The 14897-nt window shown below is 62.3% G+C and carries 19 protein-coding genes and 2 tRNA genes; 6 read left to right on the top strand and 15 right to left on the bottom strand.

What is annotated here, in order from left to right:
• Positions 1–6: 6 nt before the first annotated feature.
• The 4 genes from RR_RS15135 to RR_RS15120 all read right to left on the bottom strand — a co-directional run bounded on the left by RR_RS15135 (position 7) and on the right by RR_RS15120 (position 1930).
• Positions 7–141, bottom strand: coding sequence for a 30S ribosomal protein S27ae (locus tag RR_RS15135; RefSeq protein WP_004516109.1), 135 nt, complete (start codon positions 139–141; stop codon positions 7–9).
• Positions 142–450: a 30S ribosomal protein S24e gene (locus RR_RS15130; protein WP_004516108.1), complete on the bottom strand. Its 309-nt coding sequence runs from the start codon at positions 448–450 to the stop codon at positions 142–144.
• A gap of 185 nt (positions 451–635) precedes the next feature.
• Positions 636–1643 carry an AAA family ATPase gene (locus tag RR_RS15125; RefSeq protein WP_011224257.1) on the bottom strand — a complete coding sequence of 336 codons (1008 nt, stop codon included), beginning with the start codon at positions 1641–1643 and terminating at the stop codon, positions 636–638.
• 216 nt (positions 1644–1859) lie between these two features.
• A tRNA-Gly gene (locus tag RR_RS15120) sits at positions 1860–1930 on the bottom strand.
• Positions 1931–2136: 206 nt separating this feature from the next.
• Here RR_RS15120 and RR_RS15115 point away from each other — a divergent pair.
• Entirely contained in the window at positions 2137–2970 is an 834-nt protein-coding gene (locus RR_RS15115; RefSeq protein ID WP_011224256.1) for an NAD+ synthase, read from the top strand.
• Positions 2971–2990: 20 nt separating this feature from the next.
• On the opposite strand, the gene RR_RS15110 is transcribed toward RR_RS15115, so the two are convergent.
• Together RR_RS15110 and RR_RS15105 are read right to left on the bottom strand one after the other, a co-directional pair.
• Positions 2991–3767, bottom strand: coding sequence for a DUF3105 domain-containing protein (locus tag RR_RS15110; protein ID WP_011224255.1), 777 nt, complete (start codon positions 3765–3767; stop codon positions 2991–2993).
• 38 nt (positions 3768–3805) lie between these two features.
• Positions 3806–4480: an enoyl-CoA hydratase/isomerase family protein gene (locus RR_RS15105; RefSeq protein WP_004959376.1), complete on the bottom strand. Its 675-nt coding sequence runs from the start codon at positions 4478–4480 to the stop codon at positions 3806–3808.
• A gap of 60 nt (positions 4481–4540) precedes the next feature.
• Here RR_RS15105 and RR_RS15100 point away from each other — a divergent pair, with 60 nt between their 5' ends.
• From RR_RS15100 to RR_RS15085, 4 genes are all read left to right on the top strand, one after another.
• On the top strand, positions 4541–5197 hold the full coding sequence (locus RR_RS15100) for a DUF7114 family protein (RefSeq protein ID WP_007189438.1): 657 nt from the start codon (positions 4541–4543) through the stop codon (positions 5195–5197).
• A 67-nt stretch (positions 5198–5264) separates the two neighbouring features.
• A tRNA-Thr gene (locus tag RR_RS15095) sits at positions 5265–5336 on the top strand.
• A 634-nt stretch (positions 5337–5970) separates the two neighbouring features.
• Positions 5971–6210 (top strand): hypothetical protein, encoded by a 240-nt coding sequence (locus RR_RS15090; protein ID WP_004959240.1) that lies wholly within the window; start codon positions 5971–5973, stop codon positions 6208–6210.
• Positions 6203–6466, top strand: a complete 264-nt coding sequence (locus RR_RS15085; protein WP_004959237.1) for a hypothetical protein — start codon at positions 6203–6205, stop codon at positions 6464–6466. Before RR_RS15090 ends, RR_RS15085 begins: the two co-directional genes overlap by 8 nt.
• A 67-nt stretch (positions 6467–6533) precedes the next feature.
• Here the strand turns inward: RR_RS15085 and RR_RS15080 are convergent, their stop codons facing one another.
• From RR_RS15080 to RR_RS15055, 7 genes are all read right to left on the bottom strand, one after another.
• A complete protein-coding gene (locus RR_RS15080) occupies positions 6534–6974 on the bottom strand; it encodes an acyl-CoA thioesterase (RefSeq protein WP_004959235.1) in 441 nt (146 codons plus the stop codon).
• A 129-nt stretch (positions 6975–7103) separates the two neighbouring features.
• Positions 7104–7652: a KH domain-containing protein gene (locus tag RR_RS15075; protein ID WP_004590591.1), complete on the bottom strand. Its 549-nt coding sequence runs from the start codon at positions 7650–7652 to the stop codon at positions 7104–7106.
• Positions 7653–7747: 95 nt separating this feature from the next.
• On the bottom strand, positions 7748–8797 hold the full coding sequence (locus RR_RS15070; protein WP_011224254.1) for a two-component system sensor histidine kinase NtrB: 1050 nt from the start codon (positions 8795–8797) through the stop codon (positions 7748–7750).
• Between the two features lie 276 nt (positions 8798–9073).
• Entirely contained in the window at positions 9074–10009 is a 936-nt protein-coding gene (rio1, locus tag RR_RS15065) for a serine/threonine-protein kinase Rio1 (RefSeq protein ID WP_004959225.1), read from the bottom strand.
• 41 nt (positions 10010–10050) lie between these two features.
• Positions 10051–10338 carry a translation initiation factor eIF-1A gene (gene eif1A, locus RR_RS15060; RefSeq protein WP_004516096.1) on the bottom strand — a complete coding sequence of 96 codons (288 nt, stop codon included), beginning with the start codon at positions 10336–10338 and terminating at the stop codon, positions 10051–10053.
• Positions 10339–10460: 122 nt separating this feature from the next.
• Positions 10461–10589, bottom strand: a complete 129-nt coding sequence (locus RR_RS23010; RefSeq protein ID WP_007189436.1) for a hypothetical protein — start codon at positions 10587–10589, stop codon at positions 10461–10463.
• Entirely contained in the window at positions 10582–12105 is a 1524-nt protein-coding gene (locus tag RR_RS15055) for an aldehyde dehydrogenase family protein (protein ID WP_007189435.1), read from the bottom strand. The genes RR_RS23010 and RR_RS15055 overlap by 8 nt, the downstream gene beginning before the upstream one ends.
• A gap of 188 nt (positions 12106–12293) precedes the next feature.
• On the opposite strand from RR_RS15055, the gene RR_RS15050 reads away from it, so the two are divergent.
• Complete coding sequence (locus RR_RS15050; protein WP_005537081.1) at positions 12294–13010, top strand: helix-turn-helix domain-containing protein; 717 nt, start codon at positions 12294–12296, stop codon at positions 13008–13010.
• Between the two features lies 1 nt (position 13011).
• Here RR_RS15050 and RR_RS15045 read toward each other — a convergent pair whose 3' ends face one another.
• Positions 13012–13848: a proline dehydrogenase family protein gene (locus tag RR_RS15045; protein ID WP_011224249.1), complete on the bottom strand. Its 837-nt coding sequence runs from the start codon at positions 13846–13848 to the stop codon at positions 13012–13014.
• 72 nt (positions 13849–13920) lie between these two features.
• Complete coding sequence (locus tag RR_RS15040) at positions 13921–14892, bottom strand: proline racemase family protein (protein WP_011224248.1); 972 nt, start codon at positions 14890–14892, stop codon at positions 13921–13923.
• Positions 14893–14897 lie beyond the last annotated feature (5 nt).

Raw genomic sequence — 14897 nt, 5'->3', positions numbered from 1 at the left:
GCGGCCTTACTTCCACTCGGTGTAGCCGCACTTCCCGCAGTGCTGGCGGTCCTCGTGCTCGGCGAGGACGGTGTCACCGCACCGGGGGCAGGTCTCGCGGTCGAGTTCGCCATCGTCGTTGTAGTACTCGTTGTGTGGCATCTATGCTTCCTCCGCTTCCTCTTCGCCGTCGGCGACGATCTTGTTGCGTTCGAGCATGTGGTCCTGCTCGACGTCACGGGCGTACTCGGGGTTGTCGTAGACCTTCGCGTAGCCGACCGTCTTCCGCATGCCGAACTTGGTGTCGAGCTTGTGGATGACGACTTCCTCGGCGTCCTTGTTCAGCGTGGCCGCAAGAGAGTCGCGGACAGAGAGACGGGATGGGGTGGCTTCGTCGTGGACGACCTCGAACCGGACGTCCGTGCGGTGCAACATGGGATTCTCGTCTTCTTCGATGATGTCGATATCCATGGTTCGTTGTCCGTATCTACCCGCCGAAGCGCGTAAAAGGATTTCGAAGCGGTTGACGCCGTCTCCGTCCGCGATTCCGTGTCACCGCGCTATCCCGCGGTTCGGTGATGAGACGGGAACGTGCTGCAGCGGCTAGCTGTGTCCGGTACAGCACTTCCAGAGCGATAGCGGCTGGACGCCGTCCCTTACCGCTCGCCCAGCTGTGCGAGGAGGTGCGAGAGATGGATCCGCTCGTTCGCCGCGTCGACGAGCGCCATATCCGTCTCGCCGGCCATCGTGTGAATCTCGGCCAGTCGGTCTCCGGAGTAGCGCGACCGGGCCACTTCTAGCACGTCATCGAGGATGTCGGACGCGCCGTACCCCTCGTCGACGAGCAGGTCATCGAGTGTCGACCGGGCGTCGGTAAAACGCCCGTCTTCGGCCGCGTCGACCATCTGCTCGACCTGGTCGTCGGCTTCGATGGCGTTGAGCGTCTCGAACGCGGCGTCCATCGTCACCTCGCCCTCGGCTTCGGCGGTGGTCTGGGCGGCCAGCACTGCCGTCCGGAGGTCCCCTTCCGCGTACCCGGCGACGTACTCGATGCCGTCGTCGTCGTGGTCGACGCCCTCTGCGGTGACGATATCCTCCAGTACCGACGCCGTTTCCTCGTGGGTCGGCTCGCGCATCACGACCGGAAAACATCGCGAGCGAATCGGCGGGATAACAGCCGAGGGCTGACGCGTCGCGATGACGAACTGCGTCGCTTCGTAGTACTGCTCCATCACCCGACGTAGCGCCTGCTGGAAGTCTTCGCGCATCCCCTCGGCGTTGTCCAGCAGAATGGTCTTGTAGCTGCCCGACACCGGCGAGTAGCTGGCGGACTCCTTGAGCACGTGGTTGATGAGGTCGGCCTTCGAGGACTCGCGCCGTCGCTTGCTGTCGATGAACGACGCGAACCGCGGGTCGTTCGAGACCTCTTTTTTTGTCATGCCGAACACGTCGGCCATGTTGAGTTCGGTAAAGTCCGCGTCGGGATTCTCGTGGACCTCCCGGGCAAAGGCCCGGACAGCGGCCGTCTTCCCGCTTCCCTTCGGCCCGTGGACCAGAAGATTCATCGGCTCCTCGATGGCTCCTTGCAGGTGCTCGCGGGCCTTCGGCTGGCGGATATCCGACAACTCCGGGGCGTGTGTCTCCGTCCACAGCGGCGCGTCCATCTGTTGGCTCTGGGTATGCCCGGCCCCGACAAGTATCCCGCGGTCCGCGGGTTGTGTCGCTCATAGCGGTAAACGACAGAGTGGAGTGTGCCGGCCGGGAATTGAACCAGACTCAGACGTTCCGGGTCGCTCACTGCGTTCGCTTTCCGGGCTGCGACTGATAGGGTGCAATTCACGGCTACTGCATTTACTGCTCGCGAATTACTCGCAGCAAAATGCGCCGGCCGGGAATTGAACCCGGGCTATTGCCTTGGGAAGGCAATGTCCTACCACTGGACCACCGGCGCTCGTTGCAGTCGCGCCGAGGCTCGCGGTTCCTGCGGAACCGTTCACCACCGGCGCGCTGTGGTAGACTGCAGGTCGGTCGGACCTGCGAACCCCGTACCGAACTGTCAACAGCGACTGCACTTGAACGTAGCGTTTTGACTGGACGCGTGTCCGAAAATATCAGGTCGATAGATGGGTATTAGTTCCGTCCGTCCAACTAGAAGACATGGCAACGGCCGAATCCATTGTCCGTGCCGATGAGCCGCTGAACCTGACGTTCTCCGAGGCTGAGTTGGAGGCGCACCGCGACCATATCACCTCGTTCATCGAGGCACAGGTCGACGCCGCCGGTGTCGACACCGTGGTGATGGGGCTCTCGGGCGGCATCGACAGCACGCTCGTCTCGCATCTGGCCGTCGAAGCGCTTGGCCGTGACGCCGTTCACGGGCTCGTAATGCCCAGCGAGGTCAACCGGGCTGACAACATGAGCGACGCCGAGCGGGTGGCTAACGACCTGCTCGGCATCGAGTACGACGTTATCGAGATCAATCCGCTGGTCGACACGTTCCTCGATGCATACCCCGACGCCGAGGGCGACCAGCTCGCCGTCGGCAATCTCCGTGTTCGCTGTCGGGCGGTGCTAAACTATCTCGTCGGCAACCACGAACAGGCGCTGGTCCTTGGGACCGGAAACCGCAGTGAGGCACTGGTCGGCTACTACACGAAATACGGTGACGGTGCGGTCGACTGCCACCCCATCGCGGCGCTGTACAAGCAACAGGTCCGACAGCTGGCGAAACACGTCGGCGTCCCCGACGACCTCGCCGAAAAGACCGCCAGCGCCGAGATGTGGGCCGGCCAGACCGACGCCGACGAGATGGGGATGGACTACGACACGCTCGACTCCATTCTCGCCCTGCACATCGATGGCGGTGTTCCGGCAGCCGGGACAGCCGACCAGCTCGGCGTCCCGCTCGATGTCGTTGAGACTGTCCGTGAGATGTACGAATCGAGCGCCCACAAGCGAGCGATGCCGCCGGGTCCGGACCCGCTGTACTGAGTCTGTTTTCGTTTCAGTCGCTATCGAACCGGGTTCTCCGGGCCGCGACCCAGATACTCCGAGAGGAACGCGTGGACCGTTTCGGCGTCGTAGCTGTCTATCGTTAGCTCGTGCTGCCACGCCGTCACAACGTAGGTCGCCCGTGGGTCGTCGTTGGGGTTCGGAACGGCGACGACGCTCCGCCAGGTACCGGTATGAACACTGGAAAACTCCCGGAGGCTCTGTCTGGCTTCGGGGGAAATCTCGTCGGGGTCGTAGTAGACGATGACCGCGCCGTGTTCCAGCGTATGGACGAGTGAACCGAGCAGCGGCGTCGCTTCGTAGAAGCCTGCACTCACCGTTGACGCATAGTGTGTCCCGGAGAGTGGCGGGACTCGCTGGTAGTCGATAGCACTGCCTTCTTCGACATGGTTGTTCCCCCGGTCCGGGAACTGTTCCACACTGGACAGTCGGTCACTGTCGCCGGTGTCGTCCAGTGACGACGCTTCGACCCCGGTGGCCTCGACCGCGGAGAGCGGCTGTGCACCTGTCGTCCCGACCAGGTCCGCGTCACTTCCGCTGCCGCCGTCGCCACCGCTCAACTGAGTCACGTACACTGTGAGCCCAATAGCGAGCACGACGACGACGCCGATAACAATCGGCCCGACCGGGAGGGCGTTCCCCTCTTCGCCACCGGTGTGCTCTTCGACGCGCCGTCGATCAATCGCGCCCAGTTCGCCGTCGTGGGCGTCGGCGAGATGGTCAAGGTAGGCGTTGTCGCCGTCGAACGATTCCCCGCAGTACTCACAGTCGACCATTGGCGGTCCGTATGCGAGGCGTCGTCTTGTACCCTTTCCTACTCGGTCTTCGCGTTGAGGTCGGCGAAGGCCTGCTGCTCGCGGCGCTCCTGTGTTTCCCTGTCTGCATCGTCTCGCATCCGTGCTTTCAGCACTCGAAGCGCGTCCGCGTCGACGGCTGCTATCTCTTCAGCCACAGCCCGAGGCTCCGCAGTCACCCGTGAGACCAGCCCCATCTGCAGCGCCGTCTCGGCGTCAAGCGTTCGGCCGGAGAGTGCGATGTCGAGCGCGTCGCCGGTCCCGACGATGTCGGGGAGCCGCGCCGTCCCGCCCCACGCGCCGAACAGGCCGAGTTTGACCCCTGTTTCGGCCAGCGTCGCGTCGGGCGTTGCGACACGGATATCACAGGCCAGCGCCAGTTCGACGCCGCCGCCCCGTGCTGCGCCGTCGATACCGGCAACAACAGCCCCATCGTAGGATTCCAGTGCGTGAGCGACGCGCTGGCCCAGCGCCGCGAACGCTTCGGCGCTCTCTGCATCGAGGGCCTTGACCTCGTCTAGATCCGCGCCGGCACAGAACGCCTCGCCAGCGCCATGGAGATACAGCACTGGTTCGGTCGCTGACTCGACGGCTGCTTCGAGGTCACGTAGCGCCGCACTGGTGAGCGCATTGCGCTGGTCGGGCCGGTCAAGCGTCAGGGTCCGGATACCATCGCCGTTCGTGGTCTGTACCATGGCTGCTGTGACTCTGCGGTTTCCAAAGGTCTTTGCCCTTCCCGTCGCTAGACCCTCATAATGGAGGAAGTGGCGGCAGTTCGCCGAGCGGCGTTGGCGGCAGTCGACGATGTCGAGCCTGACCGGCTTCACGAGCGGATCGACGCTCGCCTTGACGACGCGTCGCTGGCGCCCGGCGTCCTGACGCTCGTTAGCGCGGGCGCAACCAGCGACCCACCGGTTGACCTGGCTGACGGCGTCGCCGACAGAGCCGCCGGCGTCCAGCTTATCTACGAGGGGCTCTCGCTTACTCGCCAACTGGCCCACGACGACCCCTGGGTCAACGGCAACCGCGATACGGCCGACTTGGATATTCTCATCGCGGACATCCTCGTCTCGCGTGGCTTCTACTTGCTCGCCAGAACCGAAGCCGCCGATGCTGCCGTCTCTGTCGTCCGTTCGTTCGGCCACGACCAGACCGTCCGTCAGACGACCGACGACGAAAGCCTCGACACTGCGCTTGAAACGGACATTCTGGAACTCGCCGTGGTTGCCGGCGTCACCGCCGCTGGCATCCGCCCCACCCCGACACTCCGGGAGTACGCGACTGAACTGGCCACTGACGGCCTCCCGCCGAACGCCGAGTTGCTCGGTGAGGAAGTCGCCGACGCGCTCCGAGCCCGCGCGGGAGCCGAACAGCCATCCGGGGACGGAACCGAGGCCGCCGCCGACCACTGATACTAATCGACACACCGGTCTCGAATCGAAACGACTTTAGACAATTGCCGGATACACACTGTTGCGTGCCTGGGTAGCTTAGCGGTAAAGCGCGTCCTTGGTAAGGACGAGACCCCGGATTCAAATTCCGGCCTAGGCTTTTTCCAAGCGACTGACCCAGAGCGTCAGCGATGGGTCCGGAGCGCGTGAAACGCCGGATGCGGGATTTGAATCCCTGGAAGACGACCACTGAGAGTCTTCCTCTGGTTCAACCGGCCCATGCTTTCTGCAACGAACGAGCTTCGCGGAGGTCCATCTCTGCGCAACCTCGCCGTGTGTGTCCCGCTGAGGCTTTTTACGAGGAACCAACTGCGCAGGCTTCTGGCGGTTCGTAAGTGGATAGTGTGCCAGTGGCAGCTATAATCCCGAATATCGGTCTCCTATGAGGTTTTGAGGCCGTCAGTTCTGCTGACCCCTTGCAAAGGGATATACCGGAGTAGGCCTAACGTTGCATGTGAGTACCACGCAGGGAAAGGGAGACGCGGCGTCGCAATCGGAAAGCGACCGCCGCTCCGGCGTCCGTTGCGCTGGCGCTGTATTTCTACGCTGTCCGCGGCGACAGACAGTCGGGCCAGCTCCTCGGTTTCTGTCCGACAACCGTCTTCGGCCTCCCTCACTTCGCACCGCGAAATCAAACGGCTGCTCCAAGCGGACGCTAACTGAGCAGGGGTTGCCGTCGATTCACAGCAGTGTAGCAAACGACGCGTAAGCACGGCCCGACCAGCCACCACCACATGAGCTCAACCTTCACACAGACCATCGCACGCATTGACCTCGACACACGAATCCAGTACGGCATGATGCTCCTCTTCGGAGGGCTCTGTCTGATAGCGGCGGCCTCTCCACTTGGCACCCTCACCAAAGCTGTCGTCGTCTCCGCTCTGTTCGGATTTACCGGCGGACTCTGGGTATCGCATCTCGTACAGATTATTCAGGAGGCAGCGACGGCACAGTCTGAGGCCGACAATGAGTGAAGACGTCGTTGAGGAACAACAGCCACAGACGTCGGGCTTCCTCAATGGCCTCGAATTTCTCACCGGTGAGGACCCAAGCGCAGGCTCGTTTCTCCTGGTCGTCGGGATGGTCACCTGCGTATTTATCGCTGGCTTCCAGTTTCTGCTGAACCCACCGATTTCGACGCTTCTCACCGGGCTTGTTCTGGTCATCAGTGTCATCAGCTTCATCATGGGTGCGGTGCTGGATATGCTCGATTACTTTGAAACCCCGTAGCAGTCGCTACTTGACTGCAGAAAGCCGTATGGCCAAGCGACGATGTTTTGCTATCGGTTTCCGGGTGCTACCGCTCCGGCTCTTCTGCAAGTGCCGTTTCGCGCAACCGTTTGCACTCCTCGCTTTCGGCAGTTAGCTCAGGGACCGGCGTTGGTTTCCCGTCGTCGACTGCGACGAAGGTGGCGTACGCGCTGGTCGTCTCCTCTGTTTCGCCCGTGTGTGGCTCCTCGCGTGCGACCTCGATGCGGACCCGGACGCTGGTTCGGCCCGTGGCGTAGGCGTAGGAGTCGATGAGAGCGGTGTCGCCGATGGGAATCGGGCGCTCAAAATCGACGCGGGACATCTGTGCGGTCACGCAGGTCTCTCTGGCGGCCCGCATGGCCGACATCGCGCCGATTTCGTCCATCCACTTCATGACGATGCCACCGTGGGCGCTCTGGTAGTTGTTCGCGTGAGTGGGCTGGACGCGCTCGCGGTTGATGATGTGCGTCTCGGCGATGGTCGGCATACCTGCCTGTAGGGTCTGTTCCGGCAAAACGGTGTGGTGCGCCGCTGACGGGATTCAGCAGCGACCGTGTGCGCATTCACACTGTCGCCGTGTCGCGTCAGTGCCAGCCAAGCAGTCGAACTGCCGGCGTTACCCGGTGAACTGGTGGTATTCGAGGCCCTTGTGTTTCATCTCGTTGTGTTTGCGTTCGAGGAACGAGTAGACGGAGCCATGTGGCGCGCCGTCGAGAATCATCTCGGCGGCTTCTCGGACGGCGTCGACCTGCTCGGGGCCGCCGATGATGCCAAGCGTCGACCCGTAGATGACTACAGCCGCGCCGGAGAGTTCCTGCATGAGTTCCCGCGTCCGGCCACCCTCACCGATGAGACGCCCCTTCTGGCGACGGAAGTCGTTCTTGTTGCGGGAGGCGGCCTCGATGTCGATGAGTTCGAACATCATCATGTCGTCCTCGAGTAGCGCCAGCGCGTCGTCGGGGGCGAACCCGCGGCCGATGGCCTTCACGATGTCAGGGCCTTTCAGCGCCGTCACGGGGTCGCCGACGGACTCGACTTTCACTGTGCCGTCCTCGGAATCGATATCCAGCCGGACCTCTGCGCGCTCCTCGATCTCGCGCATGGTCTCACCTCCCTCGCCGATCAGCACACCGATACGGTCCTGCGGAATCTTCACGTGTTGCATAAGTATACTACCCCGTAGGAGGTTCTGCCTGTTTAAAACTTCGGCAGTCGCGTGACTGACAGATGCCGGGCGGCCGTCCGCCGGCAGAAGCCATTTCAGTCCAGAAACTCGACGCCGGTGATTTCGAACCGCGCGCCGCCCGTGTCGCTGTCGGTGACGAGGATGTCCCAGCCGTGTGCGCCCGCGATGGTCCGGACGATAGAGAGTCCGTAGCCGCTGCCGTCTTCGGCGGTCGTGAAGCCATGGTCGAACACGTCGTCTTTGATGTCTGCCGGGATGCCGGGGCCGTCGTCCTCGACGTAGAAGCCGTGGTCCAGCGGGCCGACGCGGACGATAACGGTGCCGTCGCTGTGTCGGATGCTGTTCTGAAAGAGGTTCTCGAACAGTTCGATGAGACGGTCGGCGTCGGCGCTCACCGAGCCAACATGGTCGTAGTAGAGCGTGGCTCGTTCGGCAGTTCCGCCGGCTCCTTCCCAAGCGGTGTCGACAACGTCCTTGACGTTCGTCGTTTCCGGGTCGGTGACGACGTTTCCCTGCCTGGCGACAGAGAGCAGGTCGTCGACGAGGCGAGCCATCCTGTCGCTCGTCTCTTCGAGCGCGTCGAGGTGTTCTTCGTCACCGGTTTGGCGGGCCAGATGCACTCGTGAGGAAATGACGTTGAGTGGGCTCTTCAGGTCGTGGGCGAGGATGTCGGTGAACTCCTTGAGCCGGTCGTTCTGTCGTTCAAGCATCTTGTCGTACTGGTGTTTCTCTGTCGTGTCCTGGCTGACTGCGACGAACCCTGTCAGCTCTCCGTCCTCGAGTTGCGAGAGCGAGAGGGTGGCCCAGAACACGGACCCATCAGCCCGCCGGTGCCAGTGCTGTGTCTCGACGGGGCCGCTCGCCACCTCGATCAACAGCGATTCAACGGTTGTCTCCATCTCCTCGGGGTCGGCAAACAGCATGTCAACGTGCTGGCCGACTGTCGCGTCCCGGTCGTAGCCGTATAGTGATGCTGCCGGCTCAGGCCACGTCGTGATGGTGCCATCTGTGTCGAGCATGAACACTGCATGCGAGGACAGCCCCTCAATGAGGCGTTCAGAGACCGAGTCGTCGCTGTCCGCTGTCTGTTGGTCCGAACTGCTGTCTGCTGGGTCGGTGTCCATCAGTCGCACCTACTCGGGCCAAACCAGTGACGACTCACCCGGCATGAGAAGCACTGTGACAGGTCACCCATGCTGAGATATACAACATCTAACAACTTACATACTGTGGTTTTCACAATCAAAATAAGTTGTGAGGAAATGGGTGAAAACCGCGCAGTACTGCGATTTCATCTCCAGAAAGCGTCGGAATGACTGGTACTGATAGCAATTCGCTTATCGCTACGGCAATACGTTCTCACCTACCGAAACCGATCCGTGCGAACAGAAAGCTGGTGACTACTCGTCGTCGCGGCGGTCGGCTGGTGTTCCCTGCGGGACGGCGTCGTCGTCGCTGCCCGGCGCGGTGTCGGCCTTGTCTTTCGGCGTCGCGTACTCTCGGACGTACGCGAGTAGTTCCTCCGGCGTGGCGTCGACGCCCTGTCTGGCGAAGAAGTTCGCGACGTTGCGGCAGTCCCGTTCCAGAAAGTCGTCGGCGTTAGGATGGTGGATGGTCACCGCTTGCCCGAGGTCGATGATATACAGCTGACCTTCGTGGAAGACGATGTTGTACTCAGAGAGGTCGCCGTGGACGAGGCCGGCGTCGTACAGCCGGCGGGTGTACTCCTTGACAACCTCGTAGGCCGTCTCGGGGTTCTCGATGTGAACCTCGCTGAGACGTTTGCTACGGCCCTCCTCGGTCCCGAGATACTCCATCACGAGAACGTTCCGCTCGACGGCGATGGGTTCCGGCGTCCGGACGCCGGCCCGGCGGGCGCGCTTGAGATTCGACGACTCTTTGCGGACCCACGCGGTGACGACCTTCTTTTTGTCCGAGCCGATGCCCTCGAAGCGGGGGTCGCCGTCGAGATAGCTCCGCATATCCTTGAAATCGGATGCGTTGATGCGGTATACTTTGACTGCGACCTCCGTCTCGCCCGACAGCGCCGTGTAGACGTTGGCCTCCTTGCCTGTCGAAATCGGCCCGCCGAAGGCGTCGATGTGGCCGTCCTGCACGAGCTTGTACAGCGCGCCGTAGGTGGCATCGTCGAAGACGCTGGCCTCGACCTTGAACTGGTCTGCGTCCTTGATGCGCTTGCGGAACTCGCTGAACTCGCGGTCCCGTTTGCGGGCGATACGGTCGGCTTCCGTGTCGGAAACGTCGACCTCTTCCCATTCGTCACCCGGTGAGTCGACGTCGTCCGTATCGAGCAGGCCGAACTGCCCCTCTGTCACGCTTGTGCCTCCGTCGAGCGCGCGGCCAGATACATATCAGGCTACTCCTGAATGTGGCCCTCCTCGCGCAGTTGGTCGGCGTCCTGTTTCTCATAGCGCCACGTGATGTCGGCTTTCTCGTCTTGCCAGTCCCATGGTTCGACGAGGACCACGTCGTCTTCGCGTATCCAGATCCGCTTTTGCATCTTGCCCGGAATCCGGGCTGTGCGCTCGACGCCGTCCATACAGCGTACCTTGACGCGGTTCGCGCCAAGCATGTCCATGACGACGGCGAACACCTCGTCCTCTTCCGGCATCCGCAGGTTCTTCCTGCTGTCGTTGTCGCTCATAGACGGTACTTCGACGGGGAGAGGTTTAAGGTTTGGAAAAGTTGGACCGTGAACCCGGTCCATGGCCCCCGTCACGGTGTGGGACAGACGCTGGGGCCGTACAAAAAAGCGCGGTCGTCGCGTCAGTCAGCGCCGAGGCAACCGACCCACGAGCAGTCGGTGCACGTCTCGATGCCTTTCGCTGTCGTCGTCTCGCCGCGACAGCGCGGACAGACGGACCCGACCTCCGGCGACTGGACGGACTTACTCATCGGTGATGATATCGGCTGACAGACCCTGTGCCATCTCGATGTCCTTGGAGTTGTTCAGCGTCCAGGCGGTACGCTCGGTGACGGCCTCGATGACCTCGCGGCCACTCGGGAGGCCGTTCCCGGACTTCTTGACGCCGCCGAAGGGCAGGTGGACCTCCGCGCCGATACACGGGAGGTTCCCGTAGGCGAGACCGATTTCAGCCTCGTCACGGAACTGGTTGATCTGGCGGTAGTCCTCGGAGATGATGGCGCCGGCGAGGCCGTAGTCGACGCTGTTGTGCATCTCCAGCGCCTCGTCGAAGTCACCCGAGTACTCAAGCAGTGCGACGTGGGGACCGAACACTTCCTCGTTGATGCAACGCAGGTCCTCGTCGTAGTCGACTTCGTAGACGAACGGGCCGACCCAGTGACCCTCCTCGTGGCCATCGGGAATCTCCTCGGCACCGAGGTCGGCGCGGTCGACGAGCACGTTCGCGCCCTCCTCGCGGGCGAGGTCGTTGTAGCGCTTGAACTTCTCGACCTGATCCTCCTCGATGAGCGGCCCCATGAACGTGTCTTCCTCCAGTGGGTCGCCGACGGCAATGTCCTCGGCGATGTCGACGAACCGTTCCTTGAATTCGTCGTAGAGGTCTTCGTGGACGATGAGGCGCTCCGAGGAGACACAGCGCTGGCCAGTCGTCTTGAAGCTCGACATCACGGCCGAGTGGACGGCGACGTCGAGGTCAGCTTCATCTGTAACGACGACGGCGTTCTTCCCACCCATCTCGCAGGCGGCGATCTTGCCGGGCTCGCCACCGACCTTGGAGGCGATCTTGTGGCCGACTTCGGCGCTCCCGGTAAAGAGGACCGTCTCGACGCGGTCGTCCTCGACGATGGCGTTGCCGGCGTCGCCATAGCCCTGCACGAGGTTGAACACGCCGTCCGGGATGCCCGAGTCCTCGAACATCTCGGCGATGATGTGGGCACACCACGGGGTCTGTTCGGCGGGCTTCCAGACGACGGTGTTGCCCTCGACCAGCGTCACTGCGAGGTGCCAGAACGGGATAGCGACCGGGAAGTTCCACGGGGTGATACAGCCGACGACGCCCTTCGGCTTGCGCCGCATGTAGGCGTCCTTGCTGGCGATCTCCGACGGTACCACGTCGCCGTGGGGGTGGCGGGCGTTGCCGGCGGCCCACTCGACCATGTGCCAGGACTCGGTGACGTCGGCCAGCCCTTCGCTGATCTCCTTGCCACACTCCATGGTGACGATTTCGCCGAGTTCTTCGTGGCGGTCACGCAGCTCGTGGTAGATGTCCCAGAGGTATTCCGCGCGGTCGATGTGCGAGAGCGAGCGCCACTCGTCGTAGGCGTCCTCTGCCGCAGCCAGTGCGTGGTCGACATCGTCCTCCGTTCCGCGGTGGAACGAGGCGAGGGCCTCGCCGGTGGCCGGGTTCTGACTTGTGAACGTTTCGTCGCCGGTGCCTGTCGTCCATTCACCGTCGATGTAGTGTCGACGTGAGTCGTCTGTACTCATGATAGGTACTGTACGCGTCCCCCACCAATATGTTCCACCGTCCATGGTCAGGGGTCGGCAATAACCTGATATATCCTCTACAATCCGGCATTATCTCCCATGGTCGGTGTTCCCCTTATCAACCGCACCTTTATTTGCGTCCATATCGTGACTATCCTTAGCACCCCTTCATACGGAGGGCGCTCAGTATGAGTAACGCACAATCACAACACGGGGGACTCCAACTCACCCTGAGCATCTGGCATCCTGACTGCTGGACGCTCGAAGTCACCGACAAGACGGCGGCGGGTCTGCTGGCCCACGGCGTGTACAACACACAGAACGGTAGCGTGAAGGGTCTGTTCACCGCGTACGCCGACAGTATTAGCGACGTTGAGGCGCTCATCGACGCGACTCGTGACTCATCACTGACTGACTCTGTGCTGGAGTTGCGCGAGCGTCACGGCGCGACTGGAACGGGCTCGTCGCCGGGGAACACGACCCGCGAGTTGTTCGTCGAGTACGATCCGGACAACACTATCAGCGACAGCCTGCTCTCGCGCGGGTTCATCCACAACGACCCGGTTCGGGTCCGGCATGGTCGCGAGCACTGGCCGGTGTTTTTCCCGGACTCCCGCGACGAAGCGGAGTCACTCCTCGACGAGATCCGCGAGGAGCAATCGGCCGATATCGAGGTCACACGAATCACGTCCGCTGGCGGCGGCAATCCGAAGCAGCTTCGCCGGATGGACCGGCTTTCGGACAGCCAGCGCGAGGCGTTCGAACTTGCCCGACAGGAGGACTACTACGCGTGGCCACGGGGTATCTCGACGCGCGAACTCGCGTCGAAACTCGGCGTTTCGAAGACAACGCTGCTCGAACACCTTCGGAAAGCAGAAGCAAAACTGCTCGACCCGGACCAGTAGTTTAGCTCAGCACGGCTCGGACGGCGAACAGCGCGTTTTCCTTGCGCTCGCGGACGCGCCGATAGAAGTAGGAGAACCACTTGTCGCCGTAGGGGATGTACTGCCACATCGGGATGCCCTCGGCGGCGAGGTCGCGTTGTTCGTCGTCGCGGACGCCCATCAGCATCTGCACCTCGTAGTCGGTGCCGTACTCGTCGTGGAGGTCTTTCGCGTAGTCTATCATCGCCGGGTCGTGGCTACCGACGCCGATGCCGCCCTCAAACTCCTCGAACATCAGTTCGAGACAGTCCCGATAGGCTTCGTTGACGCGCTCTTTCTTCTTGTAGGAGACCTCTTCGGGCTCGGAGTAGGCTCCCTTGACTAGCCGGACCTTCCCGGGAAGGGGTGCAAGCCGTTCGAGGTCCTCGGGCGTCCGCTTGAGGTTCGCCTGCGTACAGACGCCGACGCCGCCCTCGTGTTCTGTGACGAGCCGTTCGTACGCGTCGAGGGTTACGTCGGTCGTGGTGTAGTCCTCCATATCGACCCAGACGAAGACACCGTGGTCGTCACCCGCCGCGACGATACGTTCGAGATTCTCGACGAACACGTCGTCCCCAACATCGAGACCGATCTGTGATGGCTTGACCGAGACAGCGCAGTCGAGGCCGCTCTTGTCGATTTCCTGTATCAACTCGACGTACTGGTCTGCGTCCTCGTCGGCTGGCTGGCGCTCGTCGTAGTGTTCACCTAACAGATTCAGAATGCCCTTGACACCGTCGTCATTGAGCGAAGCGACGTGGTCGAGCGCCCCCGGCGCTGTCTCCCCGGCGACGAAGTTGTTCGCTATCGGCGGAATCATTATCGAAACTACGCCACTATATCAGCCTAAACGCACCCCCTACCAAAAAAATCACACACCTGAAGCCTGAAATCAAGAGAGAGTGAAACTGCCGAGCGTATCGTCGTCGTTCTGATAAAACGTGTGCTCGCCCGTAATATGCGCTGTGCCCGAAACGACTGGACTGGTCACGGTGACACCGCTGTCGACGCTGGTGTCGGTAATATACCCCTCGAACGTCGACCCAACTGGACCGGTAACTTCGACACGCTCGCCGACGGCGAGGTCGCCGTCGACATGATGGAGCGTCAACCGCGCACACGTGCCTGTTCCACAGGGGGAGCGGTCGACGGAGCCGTCGGCGAACACCACACAGCTCCGGTCGCTGTCGTCGCTAGCGGTGAGTTCGACCGCTGAGACGGTTGCCCGCGTTCCGGTGACTGGGTCCTTGGGTGCGGCGTCGTTGACTGCTCGGCGGAGTTCCAGTGCGGGGTCGATACACTGCGTGGCGTCCTCGCTGTTGAGCACGACCCCGAGGCTGTCAGCGTCGACCACGGCGAAGTAGTTCCCGGAATAGACGATACGAGCCTCGACCGGGACGCCATCCTGTTCGACGGTAACCGTCTCACAGACGTAACTGTCGACGTTTTCGAACGCAACGCGACGGACGACGCCGTCAGCTATCTTGACCGTCACGTCGACGAGCCCTGCAGGGGTTTCGACGGTCAACTCTGGCGCTTCGGGAAGCTCGCCCCGCTCGATGAGTGCGGTGACGACCCCGATGAGGCCGTGGCCACACATATCCAGATAGCCGTCAGTGTCCATGAAGAAAACCCCGAGGTCGGCCCGGTCAGTCGGGACCGGGACCGCGCCGAACATGTCCGCGTGTCCGCGGGGCTCCTGCATGAGGAGTTTCCGGACGCCGTCAGCCGTGGCTTCGAACCGGTCACGCCTCTCTCGGACAGTCTCTCCGGCAAGCGTGTCGGCCTCGATACCGTCGAGTACGATGCGTGTCGGTTCTCCGCCCGTGTGCGTATCTACTGTGATGAACTCCGTTCGTTCCATAGCCG

Source organism: Haloarcula marismortui ATCC 43049 (assembly GCF_000011085.1).
GTDB lineage: Archaea > Halobacteriota > Halobacteria > Halobacteriales > Haloarculaceae > Haloarcula > Haloarcula marismortui.
This window is presented reverse-complemented; position numbering and strand designations above follow the sequence as displayed.